This is a genomic window from Rheinheimera sp. EpRS3 (genome assembly GCF_001513785.1).
Classification (GTDB): Bacteria; Pseudomonadota; Gammaproteobacteria; order Enterobacterales; family Alteromonadaceae; genus Alishewanella.
Map to the genome: position 1 here is coordinate 1 of NZ_LNQS01000013.1, position 18,685 is coordinate 18,685.

14 protein-coding genes, 1 pseudogene and 1 riboswitch are annotated in these 18,685 nt (G+C 50.1%); of the genes and pseudogenes, 5 read left to right on the plus strand and 10 right to left on the minus strand.

Going from position 1 to position 18,685, the window contains the following annotated elements; all coding sequences use genetic code 11:
- Window positions 1-340: 340 nt before the first annotated feature.
- The 9 genes and pseudogenes from thiH to AR688_RS19330 form a co-directional block, all read right to left on the minus strand.
- On the minus strand, window positions 341-1,453 hold the full coding sequence (gene thiH / locus AR688_RS19295; RefSeq protein ID WP_068238109.1) for a 2-iminoacetate synthase ThiH: 1,113 nt from the start codon (window positions 1,451-1,453) through the stop codon (window positions 341-343).
- Window positions 1,450-2,217, minus strand: a complete 768-nt coding sequence (locus AR688_RS19300) for a thiazole synthase (protein WP_068238113.1) — start codon at window positions 2,215-2,217, stop codon at window positions 1,450-1,452. Before AR688_RS19300 ends, thiH begins: the two co-directional genes overlap by 4 nt.
- A gap of 2 nt (window positions 2,218-2,219) precedes the next feature.
- Window positions 2,220-2,420 (minus strand): sulfur carrier protein ThiS, encoded by a 201-nt coding sequence (thiS, locus tag AR688_RS19305; protein WP_068238115.1) that lies wholly within the window; start codon window positions 2,418-2,420, stop codon window positions 2,220-2,222.
- Complete coding sequence (gene thiE / locus AR688_RS19310) at window positions 2,404-3,903, minus strand: thiamine phosphate synthase (protein ID WP_068238117.1); 1,500 nt, start codon at window positions 3,901-3,903, stop codon at window positions 2,404-2,406. The genes thiS and thiE overlap by 17 nt, the downstream gene beginning before the upstream one ends.
- Before the next feature lie 16 nt (window positions 3,904-3,919).
- Window positions 3,920-5,671: pseudogene (thiC, locus tag AR688_RS19315) on the minus strand (phosphomethylpyrimidine synthase ThiC); the annotation flags it as partial.
- 97 nt (window positions 5,672-5,768) lie between these two features.
- Window positions 5,769-5,879, minus strand: a riboswitch (TPP riboswitch).
- A 157-nt stretch (window positions 5,880-6,036) separates the two neighbouring features.
- Window positions 6,037-7,470, minus strand: a complete 1,434-nt coding sequence (gene sbcB, locus AR688_RS19320; RefSeq protein WP_068238119.1) for an exodeoxyribonuclease I — start codon at window positions 7,468-7,470, stop codon at window positions 6,037-6,039.
- 72 nt (window positions 7,471-7,542) lie between these two features.
- Window positions 7,543-7,716: a hypothetical protein gene (locus AR688_RS20300; protein ID WP_156420364.1), complete on the minus strand. Its 174-nt coding sequence runs from the start codon at window positions 7,714-7,716 to the stop codon at window positions 7,543-7,545.
- A gap of 96 nt (window positions 7,717-7,812) precedes the next feature.
- Window positions 7,813-10,323, minus strand: coding sequence for an EAL domain-containing protein (locus tag AR688_RS19325; protein WP_068238122.1), 2,511 nt, complete (start codon window positions 10,321-10,323; stop codon window positions 7,813-7,815).
- A gap of 100 nt (window positions 10,324-10,423) precedes the next feature.
- On the minus strand, window positions 10,424-11,257 hold the full coding sequence (locus AR688_RS19330) for a LysR family transcriptional regulator (protein WP_068238125.1): 834 nt from the start codon (window positions 11,255-11,257) through the stop codon (window positions 10,424-10,426).
- Window positions 11,258-11,366: 109 nt separating this feature from the next.
- Here AR688_RS19330 and AR688_RS19335 point away from each other — a divergent pair, with 109 nt between their 5' ends.
- The 3 genes from AR688_RS19335 to AR688_RS19345 are packed head-to-tail and all read left to right on the plus strand — an operon-like array spanning window position 11,367 to window position 15,807.
- The gene (locus AR688_RS19335; protein WP_068238127.1) at window positions 11,367-12,545 is read left to right on the plus strand and encodes an acyl-CoA dehydrogenase; all 1,179 of its coding nucleotides are present in this window, start codon (window positions 11,367-11,369) and stop codon (window positions 12,543-12,545) included.
- A 35-nt stretch (window positions 12,546-12,580) separates the two neighbouring features.
- Complete coding sequence (locus tag AR688_RS19340) at window positions 12,581-14,791, plus strand: thiamine pyrophosphate-dependent enzyme (protein ID WP_068238130.1); 2,211 nt, start codon at window positions 12,581-12,583, stop codon at window positions 14,789-14,791.
- The gene (locus tag AR688_RS19345) at window positions 14,788-15,807 is read left to right on the plus strand and encodes a malonyl CoA-ACP transacylase (protein WP_068238132.1); all 1,020 of its coding nucleotides are present in this window, start codon (window positions 14,788-14,790) and stop codon (window positions 15,805-15,807) included. Before AR688_RS19340 ends, AR688_RS19345 begins: the two co-directional genes overlap by 4 nt.
- Window positions 15,808-15,811: 4 nt before the next feature.
- Here AR688_RS19345 and AR688_RS19350 read toward each other — a convergent pair whose 3' ends face one another.
- Window positions 15,812-16,915, minus strand: coding sequence for a tetratricopeptide repeat protein (locus AR688_RS19350; protein ID WP_197412293.1), 1,104 nt, complete (start codon window positions 16,913-16,915; stop codon window positions 15,812-15,814).
- Window positions 16,916-17,164: 249 nt separating this feature from the next.
- On the opposite strand from AR688_RS19350, the gene AR688_RS19355 reads away from it, so the two are divergent.
- Together AR688_RS19355 and AR688_RS19360 are read left to right on the plus strand one after the other, a co-directional pair.
- Window positions 17,165-18,166, plus strand: a complete 1,002-nt coding sequence (locus AR688_RS19355; protein WP_068238147.1) for an isoaspartyl peptidase/L-asparaginase family protein — start codon at window positions 17,165-17,167, stop codon at window positions 18,164-18,166.
- Between the two features lie 75 nt (window positions 18,167-18,241).
- On the plus strand, window positions 18,242-18,661 hold the full coding sequence (locus AR688_RS19360) for a CBS domain-containing protein (RefSeq protein ID WP_068238149.1): 420 nt from the start codon (window positions 18,242-18,244) through the stop codon (window positions 18,659-18,661).
- Window positions 18,662-18,685: the final 24 nt, after the last annotated feature.

Sequence of the window (18,685 nt, forward strand, 5' to 3'; positions counted from 1 at the left end):
GACGATGGTAGTGTAGCATTCGCTATGCGAGAGTAGTTCACCGCCAGGCTCCCAAATAAACAGACCCTTCGTGAAAACGAAGGGTTTTTTTATTTGTATTGCCGATGGGTTATCTGCCCGAGCGAGCGAAAAGCTATGCGACAAAAATGTCCGGAACGTTTTACACTCGCAACATTCATGTCGCTCGCCTTCGGCAGCATAGCTGTGCAAAACGGCTATCGTGCCGTTTTGTGAGACAGCTTCAGCTGGCCGCGAAGCGGCGAACCCCATGGAGGGGGTGAGCAATGTAGTTCACCGCTATTCGACAGAGTTGGCCTTTTTGCTTTTTATCTGCTTACCTTCATCGACCTAAAAAGCTGTCCCAATCTTTCCACACTGGCTGCAAACCTTGTTGTATCAACGCCTTGGCAACCTGTTTAGGTGAACGAGTGTCGTCTATGCTGAACTGCTCGAGGTTTTCCGGTTCAACACTGTAACCGCCGGGTTGGGTTTTTGAACCGGCGCTGACACTGGTGATAGCCAGTGGTACCACGTGCTGGCGGAGCACGGCAGACTCGCGGGTAGACAAACTGATTTCCAGCTCGGGTGCAAATAAGCGAAAGGCACAAATCAGCTGGATCAGTTCTTTGTCACTGATTGGATTTATTACCTCGTTACCAACACTGCAAGGGCGTATTCTGGGCACGGATAAGCTAAAACGGCATTGCCAGTACTGTTTTTGTAAAAACTGCAGATGCTGCGCCAGCAAGATGGCATCGGTACGCCAATCGCTAAGGCCAAGTAAAATACCCAGGCCGATTTTATCTATACCAGCCTGACCAACCCTGTCCGGTGCATCCAGGCGCCAGTGGATATCGCTTTTCTTGCCCTTTAGATGATATTGCTGATACGCCGTAGCATTATAGGTTTCCTGATACAGCATTACCGCATCTACGCCAAGGTTTTTCAGCCTGGCATATTCTGCGGTGGTTAGTGGCTGCACTTCTAACTGCACACTGCTGAAGTAACGCCTTATCAATGGCAGCACATCGCAAAAATAGTCGATACCAACCTTGCGCTCATGCTCACCGGTTACCAGCAGCACCTGATCTATTCCCATTGCTTTAATAGCCCGGCATTCCTGTTCTATTTCGGCAGAGTTTAAGGTGCGCCGTTTTACTTTTTGGCTCAGGGAAAAGCCGCAGTAGGTGCATTCGTTAGCGCAAAGGTTAGAGAGATACAAAGGCGCATAAAACTGTACGCTGTGGCCAAACCTTTGTCGGGTCAGCTGCTGAGCTTTGGCTGCCAGCACAGGTAGCAAAGGTAAAGCGGCCGGAGACAGTAGCGCTTGTAAGTCACTGAGTATTAAGCGAGGTTTATGCAGTGCCGCTTGCACCTGAGCCGTTGAAAAATTGCGGCTTTGCAGCTGGAATGCTTGCCAGCTTTGTTGCTGCCAATAGGCACTAAAGCTCATAGTGCCGCCAAGAAATCAGTGAGCGGGCTTGAAGATGCTGCGTGTGACTGTGCTGCCGATAAACCGGCGTTATAAGCCATACGCCCGGCGCTTACTGCTTGTGCAAAGGCACCGGCCATAGCAACCGGATCATAGCTGGCAGCAATGGCGGTATTAACCAATACGGCAGCAGCGCCCAGCTCCATTGCAGCGGCAGCATGTGAAGGTGCACCCAGGCCGGCGTCGATAATTACCGGCACTTTGGCCTGTTCGATAATAATTTCCAGCATAGCGCGGGTTTGCAAGCCCTGATTAGAGCCAATGGCGGCACCCAGCGGCATTACCGCGGCGCAGCCGGCTTGCTCCAGCCGTTTACATAAAACAGGGTCGGCGCTGCAATAGGGCAGTACGACAAAACCCAATTTAACCAGTTGCTCAGCTGCCAATAAGGTTTCGATAGGGTCCGGCATTAAATAACGCGGATCAGGGTGGATCTCCAATTTCAGCCAGTTGGTTTGCAGCGCTTCATGTGCCAGCTGTGCAGCAAAAATAGCTTCTTTAGCTGTTTTAGCACCAGAGGTATTAGGCAGCAATTGAATATTCATTTCACGCAGTGGGCTGAGTAAATCATCTTGCGGCTGCTCCAACTGCAGGCGCTTAAGTGCCAGGGTAATCAACTGACAACCGCTGGCTTGTATTGCTTGCTGCATAAGGTTGGGGTTGGCAAATTTACCACTGCCCAGCAGTAAGCGGCTGCTAAAGCTTTTGTTAGCTATGTGAAGCATGGTCAACCTCCGGTTACTATCTGAAACAGTTGCACCTGAGCATTATTTTGCAACTGATGCTTGCTCCAGTGTTGTTTAGCGATGACGACATTATTTATTGCCACTGCCAGGCCTTCAGTTTTTAGCTGTTGCTGCTGCACAAGCTCCGCTACGGTACAATTTGTGGCAAGCTGAATAGGGGTGTCGTTAAGCATGATGCGCATAATAGTGCTCCACTCGATGTTTAAGCAGTAAAAATGCCTGCTCCGGTTCAGCTTGTGCCGTGATGGCAGACACAACGGCAACACCGGAGACACCACATTGCATTACAGCCTCAAGTCGTTGGGTATTAATACCGCCAATTGCAACAGTCGGAATGTCGTCGCAAAGCGCAGCATAGTATTTCAGGCGTGTTAAACCTTGCGGCTGCGATGGCATCTGTTTGGTTTGTGTAGCAAAGATATGCCCCAGCGCAATGTAAGAGGGGCGCAATTGATATGCCCGCAGCAGTTCTTTATAACTATGGGTAGAGATACCAAGACGTAAACCCGCTGCTGCTATTGCATTAAGATCAGCCTGTGCTAAATCTTCCTGCCCAAGGTGAACACCATAAGCACCGTATTTAATGGCCAGCTGCCAGTGATCATTAATAAATAGCCGTAGTTTATAATCACGGCTAAGCAACACTGCTTCTGCTATCTGCAGTTCAATCTCATCTGGCGTGCCTTGTTTTAGGCGCAATTGAATTACATCGGGTTCAAGTGGCAGCAAACGCTTTAACCACTGCACGCTGTTAATCACCGGATAAAAGCCGACAGGTGTACTGATGCCGGCAAAGCTCAGCGCTCCGTACTGTGTATCCTGCGGCAGTTTTAACTGGGGGAAATAGCACCGTTTTGTTGGCCAGCTATGGTGTTGCAGGCAACCCGCACCTTTGCCCGTGGCATAACTATGGTTTAAAGCCTGTTGCAAATAAGCACGGGCAACGATGATGCTATCAGCAAGTTCATAGCCATAAGCGTATGCCGCAGCGATAGCGCTGGACAAAACACAACCGGTGCCATGGCTATGCAGTGTATTAAGCCGGGGCTGTTGCAAGCTAAAGTGCTGCTCTGGGCTGAAGTAATGGTCGGTTACCGTGTCTGTCTCTGCAGAGTGACCGCCTTTAACCAATACGGCTTTTACACCGCACTGCAACAGTTGATTTGCCTGTTCATTGCTGCTTGTGAGGGGCATGTCACTGAGTAATGCCAGCTCTGGCAGATTTGGCGTGATGAGGTCAAGCAGCGGCAGTAGTTGCTGTCGCCAGATGCTCAGTATGCTTTGGCTGATAAAGTTATAACCGCTACTGCTACTTAACACCGGATCGGCTATCAGCAGAAATTCATGCTCAGCTTTGTGCTGCATCAGCCAGATTGCTAATTGTTCCAGTAAGCCTGCATCTGGAATAAGACCGATTTTAATCACTTTGGGCGACATATCCTGCAATAGGCAATTTAGCTGAGTGACAAACAGCGCTGGGCTGACGGTTTCATAGCCGACGACTTCCGTGCTGTTTTGTGCTGTTACGGCGGCAATAACACTGCAGCCATGACAACCCAGTGCAGCAAAGGTATGCAAATCAGCCTGTATACCGGCACCGCCGCCACTGTCTGAGCTGGCAATAGTCCAGACGATGGGTTTAGTTTCAGTTGTTGATTCATGCATCGGTTGCTGCCTCTTGCTGCTGAATTTGCTGGTTAAGCCGCATTGAGCAAAACTTGGGGCCGCACATGGAACAAAATGGCTCGGCATCGGCGCCTTCATGGCTTAGCGTTTCATCGTGATAAGCTTTGGCGGTGAATGGGTCTAGTGCCAGGTTGTACTGATCCTGCCAGCGAAACTCGTAGCGGGCTTTAGACAATGCATTGTCTCTTTGTTGCGCTGCCGGATGGCCTTTGGCCAGATCTGCGGCATGGGCAGCAATTTTGTATGCAATAAGGCCTTGTTTTACATCTTCTTTATTTGGCAGGCCTAAATGCTCTTTCGGGGTGACATAGCACAACATGGCACAGCCAAACCAACCAATCATTGCAGCACCGATGCCGGAGGTAATATGATCATAGCCAGGTGCGATATCGGTAGTGAGAGGGCCTAAGGTATAAAACGGTGCTTCATGGCAGTGTTTTAGCTGCTCAGTCATATTCTGCTGAATCAGCTGCATTGGTACATGGCCCGGGCCTTCAATCATTACCTGTACATCATAACGCCAGGCAATTTTAGTCAGCTCACCTAAGGTACGCAGCTCGGCAAATTGCGCTTCGTCATTGGCATCGGCAATACTGCCAGGGCGCAGGCCGTCACCCAAGGAAAGTGAAATATCGTAGGCAGCACAGAGCTGACAAATCTGTTCAAAGTGCTGATATAAAAAACTTTCCTGATTATACAGTCTGGTCCACTGCGCCATAATAGCGCCGCCGCGTGAGACGATACCGGTAATGCGGTTAGCGGTTAAGGCCACATAGTCTTTTAATACACCTGCATGAATAGTGAAGTAATCGACACCTTGTTCGGCTTGCTCTACCAGGGTGTCGTAAAACACCTGCCAGTTAAGCTGGCTGACATCACCTTTTACTTTCTCCAGTGCCTGATAAATCGGTACTGTACCAATCGGCACCGGGCTGTTACGTAAGATCCAATCCCGCGTTTGATGAATACGCCGGCCGGTGGATAAATCCATCACGGTATCGGCGCCCCAACGGGTCGCCCACACCAGCTTTTCCACTTCTTCTTCAATACTGGAGCTGACCGAAGAGTTGCCGATATTGGCATTCACTTTTACTTTAAAATTACGGCCGATAATCATCGGCTCCGCTTCCGGGTGGTTAATATTGGCCGGAATAATAGCGCGGCCGGCCGCGACTTCCTGGCGCACAAACTCCGCGGTGATTTGTTTGGGTATAGCAGCACCAAAGCTTTCGCCCCGATGGCTTCTGACGCCATCATTACCGGCCGCCATATTTTCCCTCAGCGCGATAAAGTGCATCTCCGGTGTAATAATACCGGCGCGGGCATAGTGCAGTTGGGTGACCGTTCTACCGCCTTTAGCGCGTAGAGGCTGATGGTCAAATTCGGTGATTTGTTCGTCCAGCGCAATATCAGCAAACGGCGACTCGGGCGAGGGTGCCACATCGCCGCGAGCGGTAATCCAGTTAAGGCGTAATTTAGGCAGGCCTTTTAGTACATCTAACTGCTGCGCCGGATCGCCATAAGGGCCAGAGGTGTCATATACTGGCAAACTGGGGTTAGCTTGCTCGCTGCCGTCAGTCAGGCGGCTGGGGCTAAGATGTATATCCCGCACTGGCACCCTGACGCTACTTTGCTCACATTCAAGGTAGCGACGGCTGGAGCCGGGAAAGGTTTCGCCTTGCAGCGCCTGAATATAGGCACGGGCATGGGCGCGTAAATCACGTTTTGATAAAGGTGTAGCAGACATAGCAAGCTCCGGTTAACAAGTTGAGGTTGCTTGTCCGGAGTGGGGGCAGGTGATAACAGGTGGCAAAACCGCCAGGCGGATTACTACTGTGTTATATGCTGTATTTCCCCTTGTTTCCCTTCGCAGGTATTAGCCTGATCAGGTTCAACGGATCCCGTTTTCACGGTCTCAGCCCGCTGTAAACAGCTGGGCACTCCGACAAGATGGTGCTAAGTATTCATGTATTCCTGACGGAATTCAAGACTTAGATGTCAAACGTGAACGAGGTTGGAACCCCATTAGCACAGCCACAGAGTGTCTGAGCCCTGCTGCAGGCATTAGGGCGAGTTGCTGTGGCGAGCACAATGGGTGTTGCAACCGGTGTTTTATAAATTCTGAACATACAAATACAGCGACTTTAGAATTTTCATCTTCTGCTCATCACTGGCATGCTCATGCGCCAGATTTTCCAGCACCAGACTAAAATCTTCCATCGTCAGGTTAGGGGTATCCACGCCATGCATTAGCTTATCGGTGCGGTAGCGCTGCCATTTCTGTTGTTCGCTGTCGGTCAGGGTGGCCGGATAATTACGGGCGCGGTATAAAAATAGCAGGCTGTTTAGCCGCTCATCACTAAACACAGGTGCGCTAACGGCTAATTGCTCCGGTGGCAACTGATGCAGTTGCTGCATTTTTTGCTTATCGCCATCACTTATAAAGCCACTATATAACTGATAATCCGGGTTTGTTTCGGCCGGAAACTCATTTAACTGCTGATACAGTTCAATCGCTTTAGCTTGTGTTGCCCGATGTTGGCGCAAAAAGTCTAAATGTTTAAGACACTCTGCACGGTCGATGCCAAATACCGCTGCACGCTCTTCAGTCAGTGTTTTCGCCGGTGCTAATACAGGGCATTTATTCAGATGAATAAGTTTTAAACCCAGCCGCTGTTCGCCGTCAGCCAGATCTGCCGTTTTGGTGTACAGCTTTTGCTGTAAGGTGGCAATATCGTCTTCAAGTAACGGTGTTGGATCTGCCTGTAGGTTATAGCAAATCACAGCATTTTTATTAGTCGGATGAAACGCCAGTGGTACTATCCAACTGACACAACCCTGAGTGGCGGGAAACTTAGACGACACATGCACCAGTGGCGTCATGCCTGCGACATCAATTAATTCAGCCACTTTGGCTTTTTTACGCAGCTCAAATAAATAACCAAACAGCTTGGGCTGCTTTTCTTTTATCAGTTTGGCCATAGCAATGGTAGCGTACACATCGGATAACGCATCATGGGCATTTTCATGTGCCAGACCATTGGCGCGGGTTAACTCTTCCAGTTTAAAAACAGGGCTGCCATCCTCGCGTACTGGCCAGTTAATACCTTCCGGGCGTAAGGCGTAACAGGCGCGCACCATATCGATAAGGTCCCAGCGGCTATTACCATTTTGCCATTCGCGGCCATAGGGTTCATAAAAATTGCGGTACAGGCTGTAGCGGGTTACTTCATCGTCAAAACGCAGGTTGTTATAGCCCAGCACACAGGTATTGGGCGTGCTGAAACGTTGCAAAATACGCTGCATAAACTCAGTTTCGGCCAGGCCTTTTTTATTGCAGAGCTGCGGTGTCAGGCCGGTAATTAATGCCGCTTGCGGGTGTGGCAGATAATCGTTTGTCAGTTGACAATACCAGACATCAGGCTCACCAATAATATTCAGCTCAAGATCGGTACGAATGCCGGCAAACTGAGCAGGGCGGTCACGTTTGGGATCAGCGCCCCAAGTTTCGTAGTCGTGGAAATAAAAAGACAAGGGTTCGGACATAGTTCAATACTTTAAATTGGCTTGGGATGGCAACAAAAAAACCGATCATAACATCAGAGCAGGCTTATCGCGTTACTTATCATCATCCATTAAACTTTCCAGTGCAGAGCCCGGATCTTCTTCACCACAAACAGAGCCGTCATCAGGGCAGGCTGCTTCTGCATCCCGGTGCGATAAGGGCTTGCGTCGTTTGGACTGATCAACAGGTGGGCGGTTCTGGGGTTCAGTATCGGCAGGAAGCGTCATAGGGTTATTTTACCTTAGCTAAAAGTGCTTTAAGTATACGCAACAGCCTCAGCTATGCAATGCTGGCTTACGCTGAGGCTACCGGCTTAATAGTTTTCAGCCAGATAACGCCTGGGTAAAATCCTGCGCTGGGCGTGGTGGCGAAACCAGGTAACCCTGGCCTTTATCACAGCCTGCGTGCAGCAGAAAATCCAGCTGTTGCTGATGTTCAATACCCTCAGCAATAACATCGAGCCCGAGCGCTTTACCCATAGCAATAATGGCACTGACAATTTGGCAGGCGCTGATATTGCCCGGCAGATCCTGCACAAAGCTCTGATCAATTTTTAACGTATCTAATGGCAGGCGGCGTAAGTATGACAGTGAGGAATAGCCGGTGCCAAAGTCGTCGATAGATAATTTAAACCCCAGGGCTTTAAGTTGAGTCAGTTGATACAGCGTTTGCTCTGCCTGCTCCGGGATCAGGCAGCTTTCGGTCAGTTCAAGTTCAATCAGCTGTGGCGCTATATCTGCCAATTGCACTATCCGGTGCAACCTGGTAACAAACTCAGCATCTGCCAGTTGCAGGGCCGAGATATTCACTGATACAGGAATCGCCAGCTGTTGCCATTGCTGCAGTTGCAGACACACCCGTTGCAATACCTGCTCGCCCAGAGCGGCAATTAAGCCAAGCTTTTCTGCCAGCGGAATAAACAATACCGGCGATACCGTGCCAAGCTCACTGTGCTGCCAGCGAACTAAGGCTTCAAACCCCACTAGTTGTTTTGTTGCCAGTTCAAATTTGGGCTGATAATGCACATCTAGTTGCTGCAACCGCAGGGCCTCGCGCAGTGCTTGTTCCAGCTTTAATTCATCGGCATTTTGCTGCCCGGCGCTGGCCTGATAAAAACAATACTGATTACGGCCACCACTTTTGGCCTGATACATAGCTACGTCGGCATGTTTTACCAGTTGCTCTGCCGTGCTGCCATCTTGTGGATACACTGCAATGCCAATGCTGGTGGTAAGGAAAAACTCCTGGCCAAGTAAACGCACCGGTTTTTCTATTTGGGAGATCATGCGTTTAGCCAGGTACTCGACTGTTGAACCATCTGTTACCTCGGGTAGCAAGATAGTAAATTCGTCGCCGCCAAGCCTGGCAACCGATTCGCCCTCGCGCACGGTAGCGCTGATCCGGCTGGCCACTTCTTTTAATGCCTGATCACCCGCCTGATGGCCCAGAGTGTCATTAATACGTTTAAATAAATCCAGATCCAGAAACAGCACGGCGAGTTTATGCTTGTGCCGGTGCGCGTTAGCTAAACTCAGCTGCAGCCTGTCTAGAAACATGCGCCGGTTAGCCAGGCCGGTTAACTCATCAATATAAGCCAACTGGTGGATTTTCTGCTCTTGCTGCTTGCGCTCGGTAATATCGCTGAAAATAGCGGCAAACTGGCTTATTTGCTGCTCTTCATTGCGTATAGCTGTGATCGTAAGCCACTGCGGATATTGCTCACCGTTTTTTCGTTTGTTCCAGATCTCGCCTTGCCAGCGCCCTTGTTGTAGCAATACCTGCCACATACTGCGATAAAAGTCAGGCTGGTGCCTGCCAGAGCTTAATAAGCGCGGGCTGTTGCCAATAACATCCTGCATGCTATAGCCGGTGATATGACAAAAACTGGGATTTACTGACTGAATAATACCGTCTTTATCGGTGATCATAATGCCATCTAACGAGGCATCAATAACCTTATGCGCCAGCCGCAAATAATCGGCAGAGGTGCGCAGCGCCACATCACGCGCCAGCAGTGCGGTTCTGAGCTGGTCAACATAGGCGTATTCAACGTTACGCAAAATGTTGTTAAAAGATAATAAGCCAATCAGCAGGCTATCGTTGTGCACAGCAATATGCCGCAAGTGGTTGTCTGTCAGCAGTTTTACGGCCTGCAATAGCGTGGCCGTAGAGGCTATGCTCAGCAGCGGTGTTGTTGCCAGCTCTCCCACTGTCAGGCAGTTGCTATGCTGCGCCAGAAAATGGATCAGATCCTGTTCAGTAACAATGCCATTGCGGCCGTCGTTAAACTGCACAATAGCGGCTTCGGTATTGAGCTGTTGCATTTGCTTTACTGCTTGGGCCAGCGGCATAGCTGCTTTTAATTGCAAGGGCGCTGCAGTAATACAGGAGCTGACATCACGAAATTGCAGATAAAATTCAATTTTTTGCTGCCGGACAATATCGCTTTGGGTTAGCAGGCCAGCCGCGTCGCCGTGTTTATTCACCACCAATAAGCGGCGGATACCATGCTGCAGCATAGTGCTGGCAGCACTGCTAAGCCTGCTGCTATCGGTAACACTGCGCACTGGCGAGCTCATCACTTGTGTCAGTGGCGTATCGGCTGCTTCCGGGCGGCTGAAATCCAGTTTCCGGGCATCGGCTGCGGTCCAGATGCCACACACTTTGCCGTTGTGCGCAGCGGTGATCAAAATACAGCTGATAGCATGCTGGCGCATCAGCTTGGCTGCTTCGCGAACCGTTTGTGTATTGTTACAGCAAACGGGCTTTTTAAGCAGGACAGAAGCAATGATCGGATCGTTATCCTGATCTTTAGCGTGAGACACAACAGACATAGAACAACCTGCAACCTATGGCGGACAAAGCCGGTACTTTATCGTGATTGCCGCTAAGCGGTATTGCGTCAGATCAAGCTGGCGATTTTAAAATTTAGGTTTAAGGTACGGGCTGGCACAGCTGGCGTAACACGGCCAGTGACGCAGACGTCTGATTTTTTCCGTAGGCCAGCCCCAGTTGTCGTTCCAGTTTAAGCTGGGCGATAGGGCGCAAAACTATATCCTGGCGTTGTAGCAAGGTGTCGAAGTTTGGTACTAAAGCACAGCCGACACCGGCGGAAACCAGGCCCAGCGCATACTCAATGGTTTGAATATCCGCCCGCACATCGGCTTTTATGCCGCGGCGCACCAGCTCAGGATACAGCGTGTTCCAGGCATCGCACGGGGTACGTTTTATCAGCGGCAGTTGTTCAAAGTCAGCTAAATTCACTTCAGCTTGTAAGCTAAGCGGTGTACCGGGCGGCATCGCCAACAAATAGCTGTCATGCCAGAACGGCTGAAATGCTTCACCGGCTTTTAACGCCTGCGGGGTAATGATACGGGCATCACAATGCTCATCAGGTTCTACCAAATGCAGTTCCAGCCCCTGCACATTGTTGCTGAATTCACGCAATAGCTGGCTCATCCGCTCTACACCTAAAGCACGAATTAAACCAAGGCGGAACTTTACCCGTGCCACCGGTTGGCTGAATGACGCTTTAAGTGACTGCAACTGGCTTAGCAGGCGCCCGGCATGACCATACAGCTTTTCGCCATCTTCGGTTGGTGTTACGCCTTTAGGTAACCGGACAAACAGTGTAACTCCCAGCTCTTGTTCCAGTTGGCGCAGCGCTGCTGACAGCGATGGTTGGGCTACGCAGCACAGGCGGGCTGCGGCGCTGACACTGCCTTGTTCGTACACGGCAACAAAGTAACTGAGCTGGCGAATATCCATAGTTATAAACTATACCTGATACAGAATTATTATATTTTAACTCTATATCAAAGCAGGCTAATCTGGCCATAACAAAAATTATTTCGCTGGTTTTATTGAGGAATTTGCTATGACACGTGCACATTTTGACTGGCAGGACCCGTTTGCGCTCTCTGCCATGCTAACGGAAGAAGAACGGATGATCCGCGACAGCGCGCAGCAGTATTGTCAGGATAAATTGCAGCCACGCGTGCTGATGGCAAACCGGGAAGAGCATTTTCACCGTGAAATTATGACTGAGCTGGGGGAACTGGGCTTACTTGGCGCCACCTTACCGGAAAAATACGGCTGCTCGGCAGTAAACTATGTCTGTTATGGCCTGGTGGCGCGTGAAGTAGAGCGGGTAGACAGTGGTTATCGTAGTGCGATGAGTGTGCAATCTTCCCTGGTAATGCACCCCATTCACGAGTACGGCAGTGAAGCGCAGCGGATGAAATATTTGCCCAAGCTGGCTAGCGGTGAGTGGGTAGGCTGCTTTGGTTTAACTGAGCCGGATGCAGGTTCTGACCCGGCAGGTATGCGTACTACGGCGAAAAAAACCGCCGGCGGTTATGTATTACACGGCAGCAAGATGTGGATCACTAACTCGCCGATTGCCGATGTGTTTGTGGTGTGGGCCAAACTGGACGGTGATATTCGTGGCTTTGTGCTGGAAAAGGGCATGAAAGGTTTAACAGCGCCGAAAATTGAAGGCAAGTTCTCACTGCGGGCCTCTGTTACCGGCGAAATTGTGATGGACAATGTTGAGGTACCGGAAGATGCGCTACTGCCTAATGTCAGCGGTTTAAAAGGGCCCTTTGGCTGCTTAAACAAAGCCCGCTATGGTATTGCCTGGGGTGCGTTAGGCGCCGCAGAGTTTTGCTGGCATGCGGCACGGCAGTATACGCTGGACCGTCATCAGTTTGGCCGGCCGCTGGCAGCTAATCAGCTTATTCAGAAAAAACTGGCCGATATGCAAACTGAAATCAGCATTGGCTTACTGGCCTGCTTACAAGCCGGGCGCCTGATGGATCAGAATTTACTGGCGGCGGAGACAATCTCGCTGATTAAACGTAATTCGTGTGGCAAGGCGCTGGACATAGCCCGTATGGCGCGCGATATGCACGGCGGCAATGGTATTGCCGATGAGTACCATGTAATTCGCCATGTGATGAACCTGGAGGCGGTAAATACTTACGAAGGCACTCACGATGTACACGCGCTGATTTTAGGCCGGGCGCAAACCGGCTTACAGGCGTTTAGCGGCTAACAAGCCTGACATTTTACTGAAGCGGAGTAAGCCTTATGTCAGAAGCCGTGCATCCCTGGGTTAATGAATATCGTCAAAGATTAAGTAGCGGCAAATTGCCGGTACACAGCAGTCGCCACAGTATTGATTTTGCTACCCTGTATCAGCTGTGGCACAGCCAGCTGTGCAGCCGGTTGCTGGATTTACAATCACGCTTGTTGCAAGCCAAAGGCCAGAGTTTTTATACCATTGGCAGTGCCGGCCACGAGGGTAACGCAGCGGTTGCTGCAGCGTTACGCGTTACCGATCCGGCATTTTTGCACTACCGCAGCGGTGCCTTTTTTATCGAACGTAGTAAGCAATTACCGGGCAGTACGCCGCTATACGATATGCTGCTGTCATTTTGCGCCAGCAGTGAAGACCCGATCTCAGGCGGCCGGCATAAGGTACTGGGCAGCCTGGCACTGAACATTCCACCGCAAACCAGTACCATAGCGTCACAACTGCCTAAAGCTGTAGGTGCTGCTTTTGCAATAGACTTAACCCGGCGGTTGGGGTTAAACGGCCAGTGGCCACAGGGCGCTATAGCGCTGTGCAGTTTTGGTGATGCCTCGGCAAACCATTCTACGGCCCAGGGCGCAATTAATTCAGCCTGCTGGGCCGCTTATCAGCAAGTGCCGTTGCCGGTAATGTTTTTGTGTGAAGATAACGGCCTGGGTATTTCTACGCCAACACCCAGCGGCTGGATAGAGCAGGATTTAGCCGACAGGCCTGCGCTGAAATATTTTGCCGCCGACAGCCGCGATTTGGCACAAACTTACGCCATAGCTAAACGTGCAGCCGACTATGTACGCAGTAAACGTAAACCGGCAGTGCTGCACTTATCCACTGTGCGGCTGTTTGGCCATGCCGGTGCCGATGCAGAAGCGGCATACAGAAGCAAAGCACAAATTGATGCAGAGCTGGAGCTTGATCCTTTGCTTAGCAGCACGGCCGCGCTGCTGGCCAGCGGGGATATTACTGCAGAACAATTATTGATACAGCTGGACAGGCTGGTGGCGCAAATTGCCCGCGTTGCTACAGTTGCCAGCAGCCGGCCTAAACTGACGACTGCAACACAGGTAATGGCATCCATTGCGCCAGCGCGGCAGGCTCTGCCTGTACCTGCATTACCAGTTGCTGAAGCGCGACAGCAATTATTTGCTTTCGACCAACATAACACCGGTAAAAAGCAACATTTGGCCAAGTTATTAAACTGGGCGCTGCATGATGTGCTGGCGCAGTACACTAATACTGTGGTATTTGGCGAAGATGTTGGTAAAAAGGGGGGCGTTTACGGCGTTACCCAGCATTTGGTGCATGCCTTTGGCAGTAACCGCGTCATTAATACGTTGCTGGATGAGCAAAGTATTTTGGGTATGGCCATTGGTCTGGCGCAACAGGGCTTTATCGCTATTCCGGAAATTCAGTTTCTGGCTTATGTACACAACGCGGAAGATCAAATCCGCGGTGAGGCGGCCACCTTGCCGTTTTTCTCTAACGGCCAGTACCACAATGCAATGGTAATACGTATTGCAGGCCTGGCTTATCAGCGCGGTTTTGGCGGCCATTTTCATAACGACAACTCCTTTGCTGTATTTCGTGATATTCCCGGCGTTATTTTATTGTGTCCGTCTAATGGCCATGATGCTGCCTTGTTGCTTCGTCAGGCGGTGCAGCTGGCGCATCAGCAAAAGCGCCTTGTAATATTGCTTGAGCCCATAGCGCTGTATATGACGCGTGATTTAACCACCGCCGGTGATGGCTTATGGCTTAGTGATTATCCGGCGCCGGATACGCCTTTACCCGACTTGGGCGAACCGGCAGTATTTGGTGATGGCGAGCAGCTGGCTATTATCAGCTATGGTAATGGCTATTATTTAAGCCGCCAGGCAGAGCTGGCATTAAATGACCGTGGTATACGGTTACGCGTACTGGATTTGCGCACCCTGGTGCCACTGCATATAGATTTAATTATCAAAGCATTAGCAGGTTGCAGCAAAGTGCTGATTGTAGATGAGTGCCGCCGTCGGGGTTCACTCAGTGAAGAGCTGTTTACCGCACTTCATGAAGCTAAACCGGGTTATTTTCATCTTAGCCGTTTATGTGCACAAGACAGCTTTATCCCATTGGGCGCAGCAGCTTATGCGGTATTGCCATCGGCGCAGCAAATTATTGACCAGGCACTTCAGTTACTGGATGAAACCACGGTGGAGGTAGTGCGATGAAAAAAACAGCCTTAGTGGTATGCCCTGGCCGTGGTACTTATAACAAAGCTGAGTTGGGATATATCAGTAATAATACTAACAACACTGGTTTGCTGGCGCAGTTTGACCAGGTCAGATCCGGGCGTGGTTTAGCAACGGTAAGCGGGTTAGACCAGCAGCCTGCTTTTAGCCGCAGCGTACATTTGAAAGCAGACAATGCCGCTGCGTTAATTTTTGCGGCAGGTGTCTGTGATTACCACAGTATTAACAGTAATCATTTTGATGTAGTGGCTGTTACTGGTAATTCTATGGGCTGGTATACCGCGCTGGGCTGCGCCGGTGTACTGACACCTGCAAGCGGTATGCAACTGGTAACTGATATGGCGCTATTAACAGCAGATGGTGCCGGTGCGCAATTTATTTACCCCGTTATCGATGATAACTGGCAACCAGATAATAACCGCATTGCGTTGGTGCAGCAGCAACTGGCCATTCACAGCGTTGAGTTATATATGTCTATTGTGTATGGCGGTTATGCGGTAATAGCCGGCAGTGAACAGGCAGTAAAAGCGGCAATGACAGCACTACCGCCTTGTGATGAGCGTTTTCCGATGTTATTGGCGGGCCATGCCGCGTTTCATACCGGCTTTATGCAGGGGGCATCGGATAAAGCGCTGTCGCTGTGGCCAGCAGCGAGGTTTAATCAGCCGCAACTACCATTGATCGATGGCCGCGGCCAGATATGGCCTAATTTCGGTAGCGATTTAGCCGCATTGCAACGTTATACACTGCAACATCAGGTGTGTCAGACCTACGATTTTAGTAAGGCGCTGCAGGTGGCAGTAAAGGAGTTTGCGCCACAGCATATAATTCTATTGGGCCCCGGCACCAGCTTAGGTGGAGCCGTAGCACAAAGCCTGATTGAGATTAACTGGCAGGGGCTTAGCTCAAAGCAGGACTTTATCGCTGCTCAGCAAAGCGAACACCCTTACGTATTAAGTATGGGGATAGCCGAACAGCGCTTATTGCTTGGCTAGTTTACTAATAAGCGCTGGTGAGCTGATTTAATACCGCCAGTTTATGCCGGTAGCGCTGCTGATCATAAGCCGAAGGGGCATTGCGTGTTGCTTTTAGCATATAACTGGCTGCCTGCTGGTTGTTTTGTATGGCGTAGTAACTTCTGGCCAAACCAAAGTAGGCTTCATGGTTCTTATCATCCAGTGCCACAGCTTTTTCATAGTGGCTAATGGCAGTGTCGTAACTTTGGCCCTTATACGCTTCGTCTCCCAACATCAGATGGTAGTATGGGTTAGTGCGCCGTTTAGCCATAACACGTTTTTCCAGCGGTTCAGCTTTGGCTATTTCACCGCGCTGGCGGTGCAAATAAGCCAGATTTGCCAGCGTATTGGTGGAGCTTGGATCCAGTGTTAAGCTTTGCTGATAACTGCGCTCGGCCAAATTGTGCATTTGATTGGTACGGTACAATACGCCTAGGTTTGACCAGCTTGGCGCATAATAAGCATCCGCTTCAATAGCCGCCTGATAGTAACGATAAGCCTGAGCATCATTACCACTGGCAAAAGCCACCGCCGCTTTATTGTTGTAAAACATAGCAACAATGCGATTTACACTAATGGCATGTTCCGGAAATTGTTGCTTCAGGCTGTACGGATCAAAATCAACTACTATATCTTTTGCCAATAACACAAAGCCCGGTGCTCCCCTGAGGGCTCTGCCGTGTTGCAGGCGCAGGTTAACATGGCCGTTAAGCCAGGTTTGGCTGAGCTCACTGGTCCAGTATTCGGGTATTTGCACATCCTGAAACACCGCCGTCATGCCGAGCTCTTTTGCCATGCTGTAGGCCAGTATCGACAAACTCAGGCAGTTAGCACGCCCGGCCGCGATCGTTTCACTTGCGGTTTTGGTGGCGGCATTGTCATAAAGTAAGCCATCCTGAGCGTAAGACAAAATAAGCTTTAGTACACTGGTGGTACGCTCTTCAATTGAATCTGTAGAGCTAATCAGCCGTAACAGCTCAAAGCGGGTGTGTTGCGGCAACGCAAAAATTTGCTCTGCTGTTTCAGGCTCAGTCACTTCACCTTTTAGTGCTGGCGCTACCAGCAGTTGTTCTGGTGGAAATAACATAACAGGCGCAGTGGACTGACAGCCACTTAACAGCACTATTATTGCGATTGGGTATATCCACACCGGTAACTTCATAAACCACCCAGCCTGATTGCATCGTGATAAATATAGTTCAGGCCGGTAAAAATACCGCAGTGGCTTTGTAACAAAGCACGACGACAACAGGCATGAAAGCTTTACATAAAGTTGCTCCGCAGCAGGATATAAAGTACAAAGGTGCGATAACACACTCTGCTGGGAGTTAGAACAATGAAACAACTACTGCTTTTTATACTCATGCTAAGTTCTGCCAATGCCCTGGCATCAAAAGCGCCGATAGGCATAGTGATCCACGGTGGCGCCGGTACCATAAATCGGGACAGTATGACGCCAGCACAGGAACAAGCCTACCATGCCATGTTAACCCACGCGGTAAACCAGGGTTATGCTGTGCTGGAGCGTGGCGGCTCCAGTTTAGATGCAGTAACGGCAGCAGTAACGGTATTGGAAGATTCGCCGTTGTTTAATGCAGGTAAAGGTGCGGTTTACACCTTTGATGAAAGCCACGAACTGGATGCTTCTATTATGAATGGCCGGGATCGCAGCGCTGGAGCGGTTGCCGGTGTCACTAATGTAAAAAACCCAATATTGCTGGCACGGGCGGTAATGGAAAAATCAGACCACGTTATGCTGTCAGGTAAGGGCGCAGAGCAATTTGCCAAACAGCAGAAACTGGAACTGGTAGATAACAGCTATTTTAATACAGAGTTTCGCTACGAGGCGTTACAACGGGCAAAACAGGCTATAGCACCGCAGCCGCATCAGGCGGCAGTACCTTATGATCCGGCCTGGAAAATGGGTACTGTAGGAGCTGTTGCAATAGATCGCAAAGGCAATTTAGCTGCAGCCACCTCAACCGGCGGTATGACTGCCAAACGTTATGGCCGTATTGGTGATGCGCCCATTATTGGCGCTGGCAACTTTGCCGACAATAAAAGCTGTGCGGTATCGGCTACCGGCCATGGCGAGTTTTTTATCCGTTATCAGGTAGCCAGTGATATTTGTGCTAGAGTGAAATATCAGCGAAAAACTGCTGCTGTAGCAGCAAAAGAAGTAATGGCCGAATTGAAGAAAGTGGGCGGTGATGGCGGCGTTATCGTGGTCGATAGCAAAGGGCAGTTAAGCTGGACCTTTAACACTGAAGGAATGTACCGGGCACTTAAAGCTGAAGGCGGGCAGGTTATCAGCGAAATCTTTGCTGCCAAAAGCTGATTTTGCAGCAAAGCGGCTAAATTCGGCTAACCTTAATATGAGCCTGATGCTCAGTAATACAGTGCAGGGGGAAGCATGGATTTATTAAAAGTGGCAGATTATATGAACCGGTATCCGGTTACGTTTACTGCTGATATGCCGGTAGAAATGGCCGTAGCCCGCCTGATTAAAGGGCGGCAAACCGGTGGGCCTGTTATTGATGAACAGCGCAAAATAGTCGGTTTTATCTCCGAGCAGGATTGTCTGCAACGTATGCTGATGTCGACTTATCATGATCAGCAAGCGTCAAGAGTAGCGGACGTGATGAACCCGGCAGTGTTAACGGTAAAAGGCTATGATGGCATTATCGATTTAGCACAAATTATGCTTAAAGCTAAACCTAAGTTGTACCCGGTGGTAGACGACGACGGCTATTTACTTGGCATTATTACCCGCTCAGATGTACTCGGAGCTATAGATAAAGAGCTACATTCGCATTATGGCAAGGTAGGATAGCGTTAAGCGCTGGATTTTTACCTG

Bases quoted from the DNA above. Each gene is read 5' to 3' on its own strand.
- sbcB (WP_068238119.1), bottom strand. From the start codon at position 7,470: ATGTCCGAACCCTTGTCTTTTTATTTCCACGACTACGAAACTTGGGGC.
- AR688_RS19355 (WP_068238147.1), top strand. From the start codon at position 17,165: ATGAAACAACTACTGCTTTTTATACTCATGCTAAGTTCTGCCAATGCC.
- AR688_RS19340 (WP_068238130.1), top strand. From the start codon at position 12,581: ATGTCAGAAGCCGTGCATCCCTGGGTTAATGAATATCGTCAAAGATTA.
- AR688_RS19350 (WP_197412293.1), bottom strand. From the start codon at position 16,915: ATGTTATTTCCACCAGAACAACTGCTGGTAGCGCCAGCACTAAAAGGT.
- AR688_RS19325 (WP_068238122.1), bottom strand. From the start codon at position 10,323: ATGTCTGTTGTGTCTCACGCTAAAGATCAGGATAACGATCCGATCATT.
- AR688_RS19345 (WP_068238132.1), top strand. From the start codon at position 14,788: ATGAAAAAAACAGCCTTAGTGGTATGCCCTGGCCGTGGTACTTATAAC.
- AR688_RS20300 (WP_156420364.1), bottom strand. From the start codon at position 7,716: ATGACGCTTCCTGCCGATACTGAACCCCAGAACCGCCCACCTGTTGAT.
- AR688_RS19330 (WP_068238125.1), bottom strand. From the start codon at position 11,257: ATGGATATTCGCCAGCTCAGTTACTTTGTTGCCGTGTACGAACAAGGC.
- thiS (WP_068238115.1), bottom strand. From the start codon at position 2,420: ATGCGCATCATGCTTAACGACACCCCTATTCAGCTTGCCACAAATTGT.
- thiE (WP_068238117.1), bottom strand. From the start codon at position 3,903: ATGCATGAATCAACAACTGAAACTAAACCCATCGTCTGGACTATTGCC.
- AR688_RS19335 (WP_068238127.1), top strand. From the start codon at position 11,367: ATGACACGTGCACATTTTGACTGGCAGGACCCGTTTGCGCTCTCTGCC.
- AR688_RS19300 (WP_068238113.1), bottom strand. From the start codon at position 2,217: ATGCTTCACATAGCTAACAAAAGCTTTAGCAGCCGCTTACTGCTGGGC.
- AR688_RS19360 (WP_068238149.1), top strand. From the start codon at position 18,242: ATGGATTTATTAAAAGTGGCAGATTATATGAACCGGTATCCGGTTACG.
- thiH (WP_068238109.1), bottom strand. From the start codon at position 1,453: ATGAGCTTTAGTGCCTATTGGCAGCAACAAAGCTGGCAAGCATTCCAG.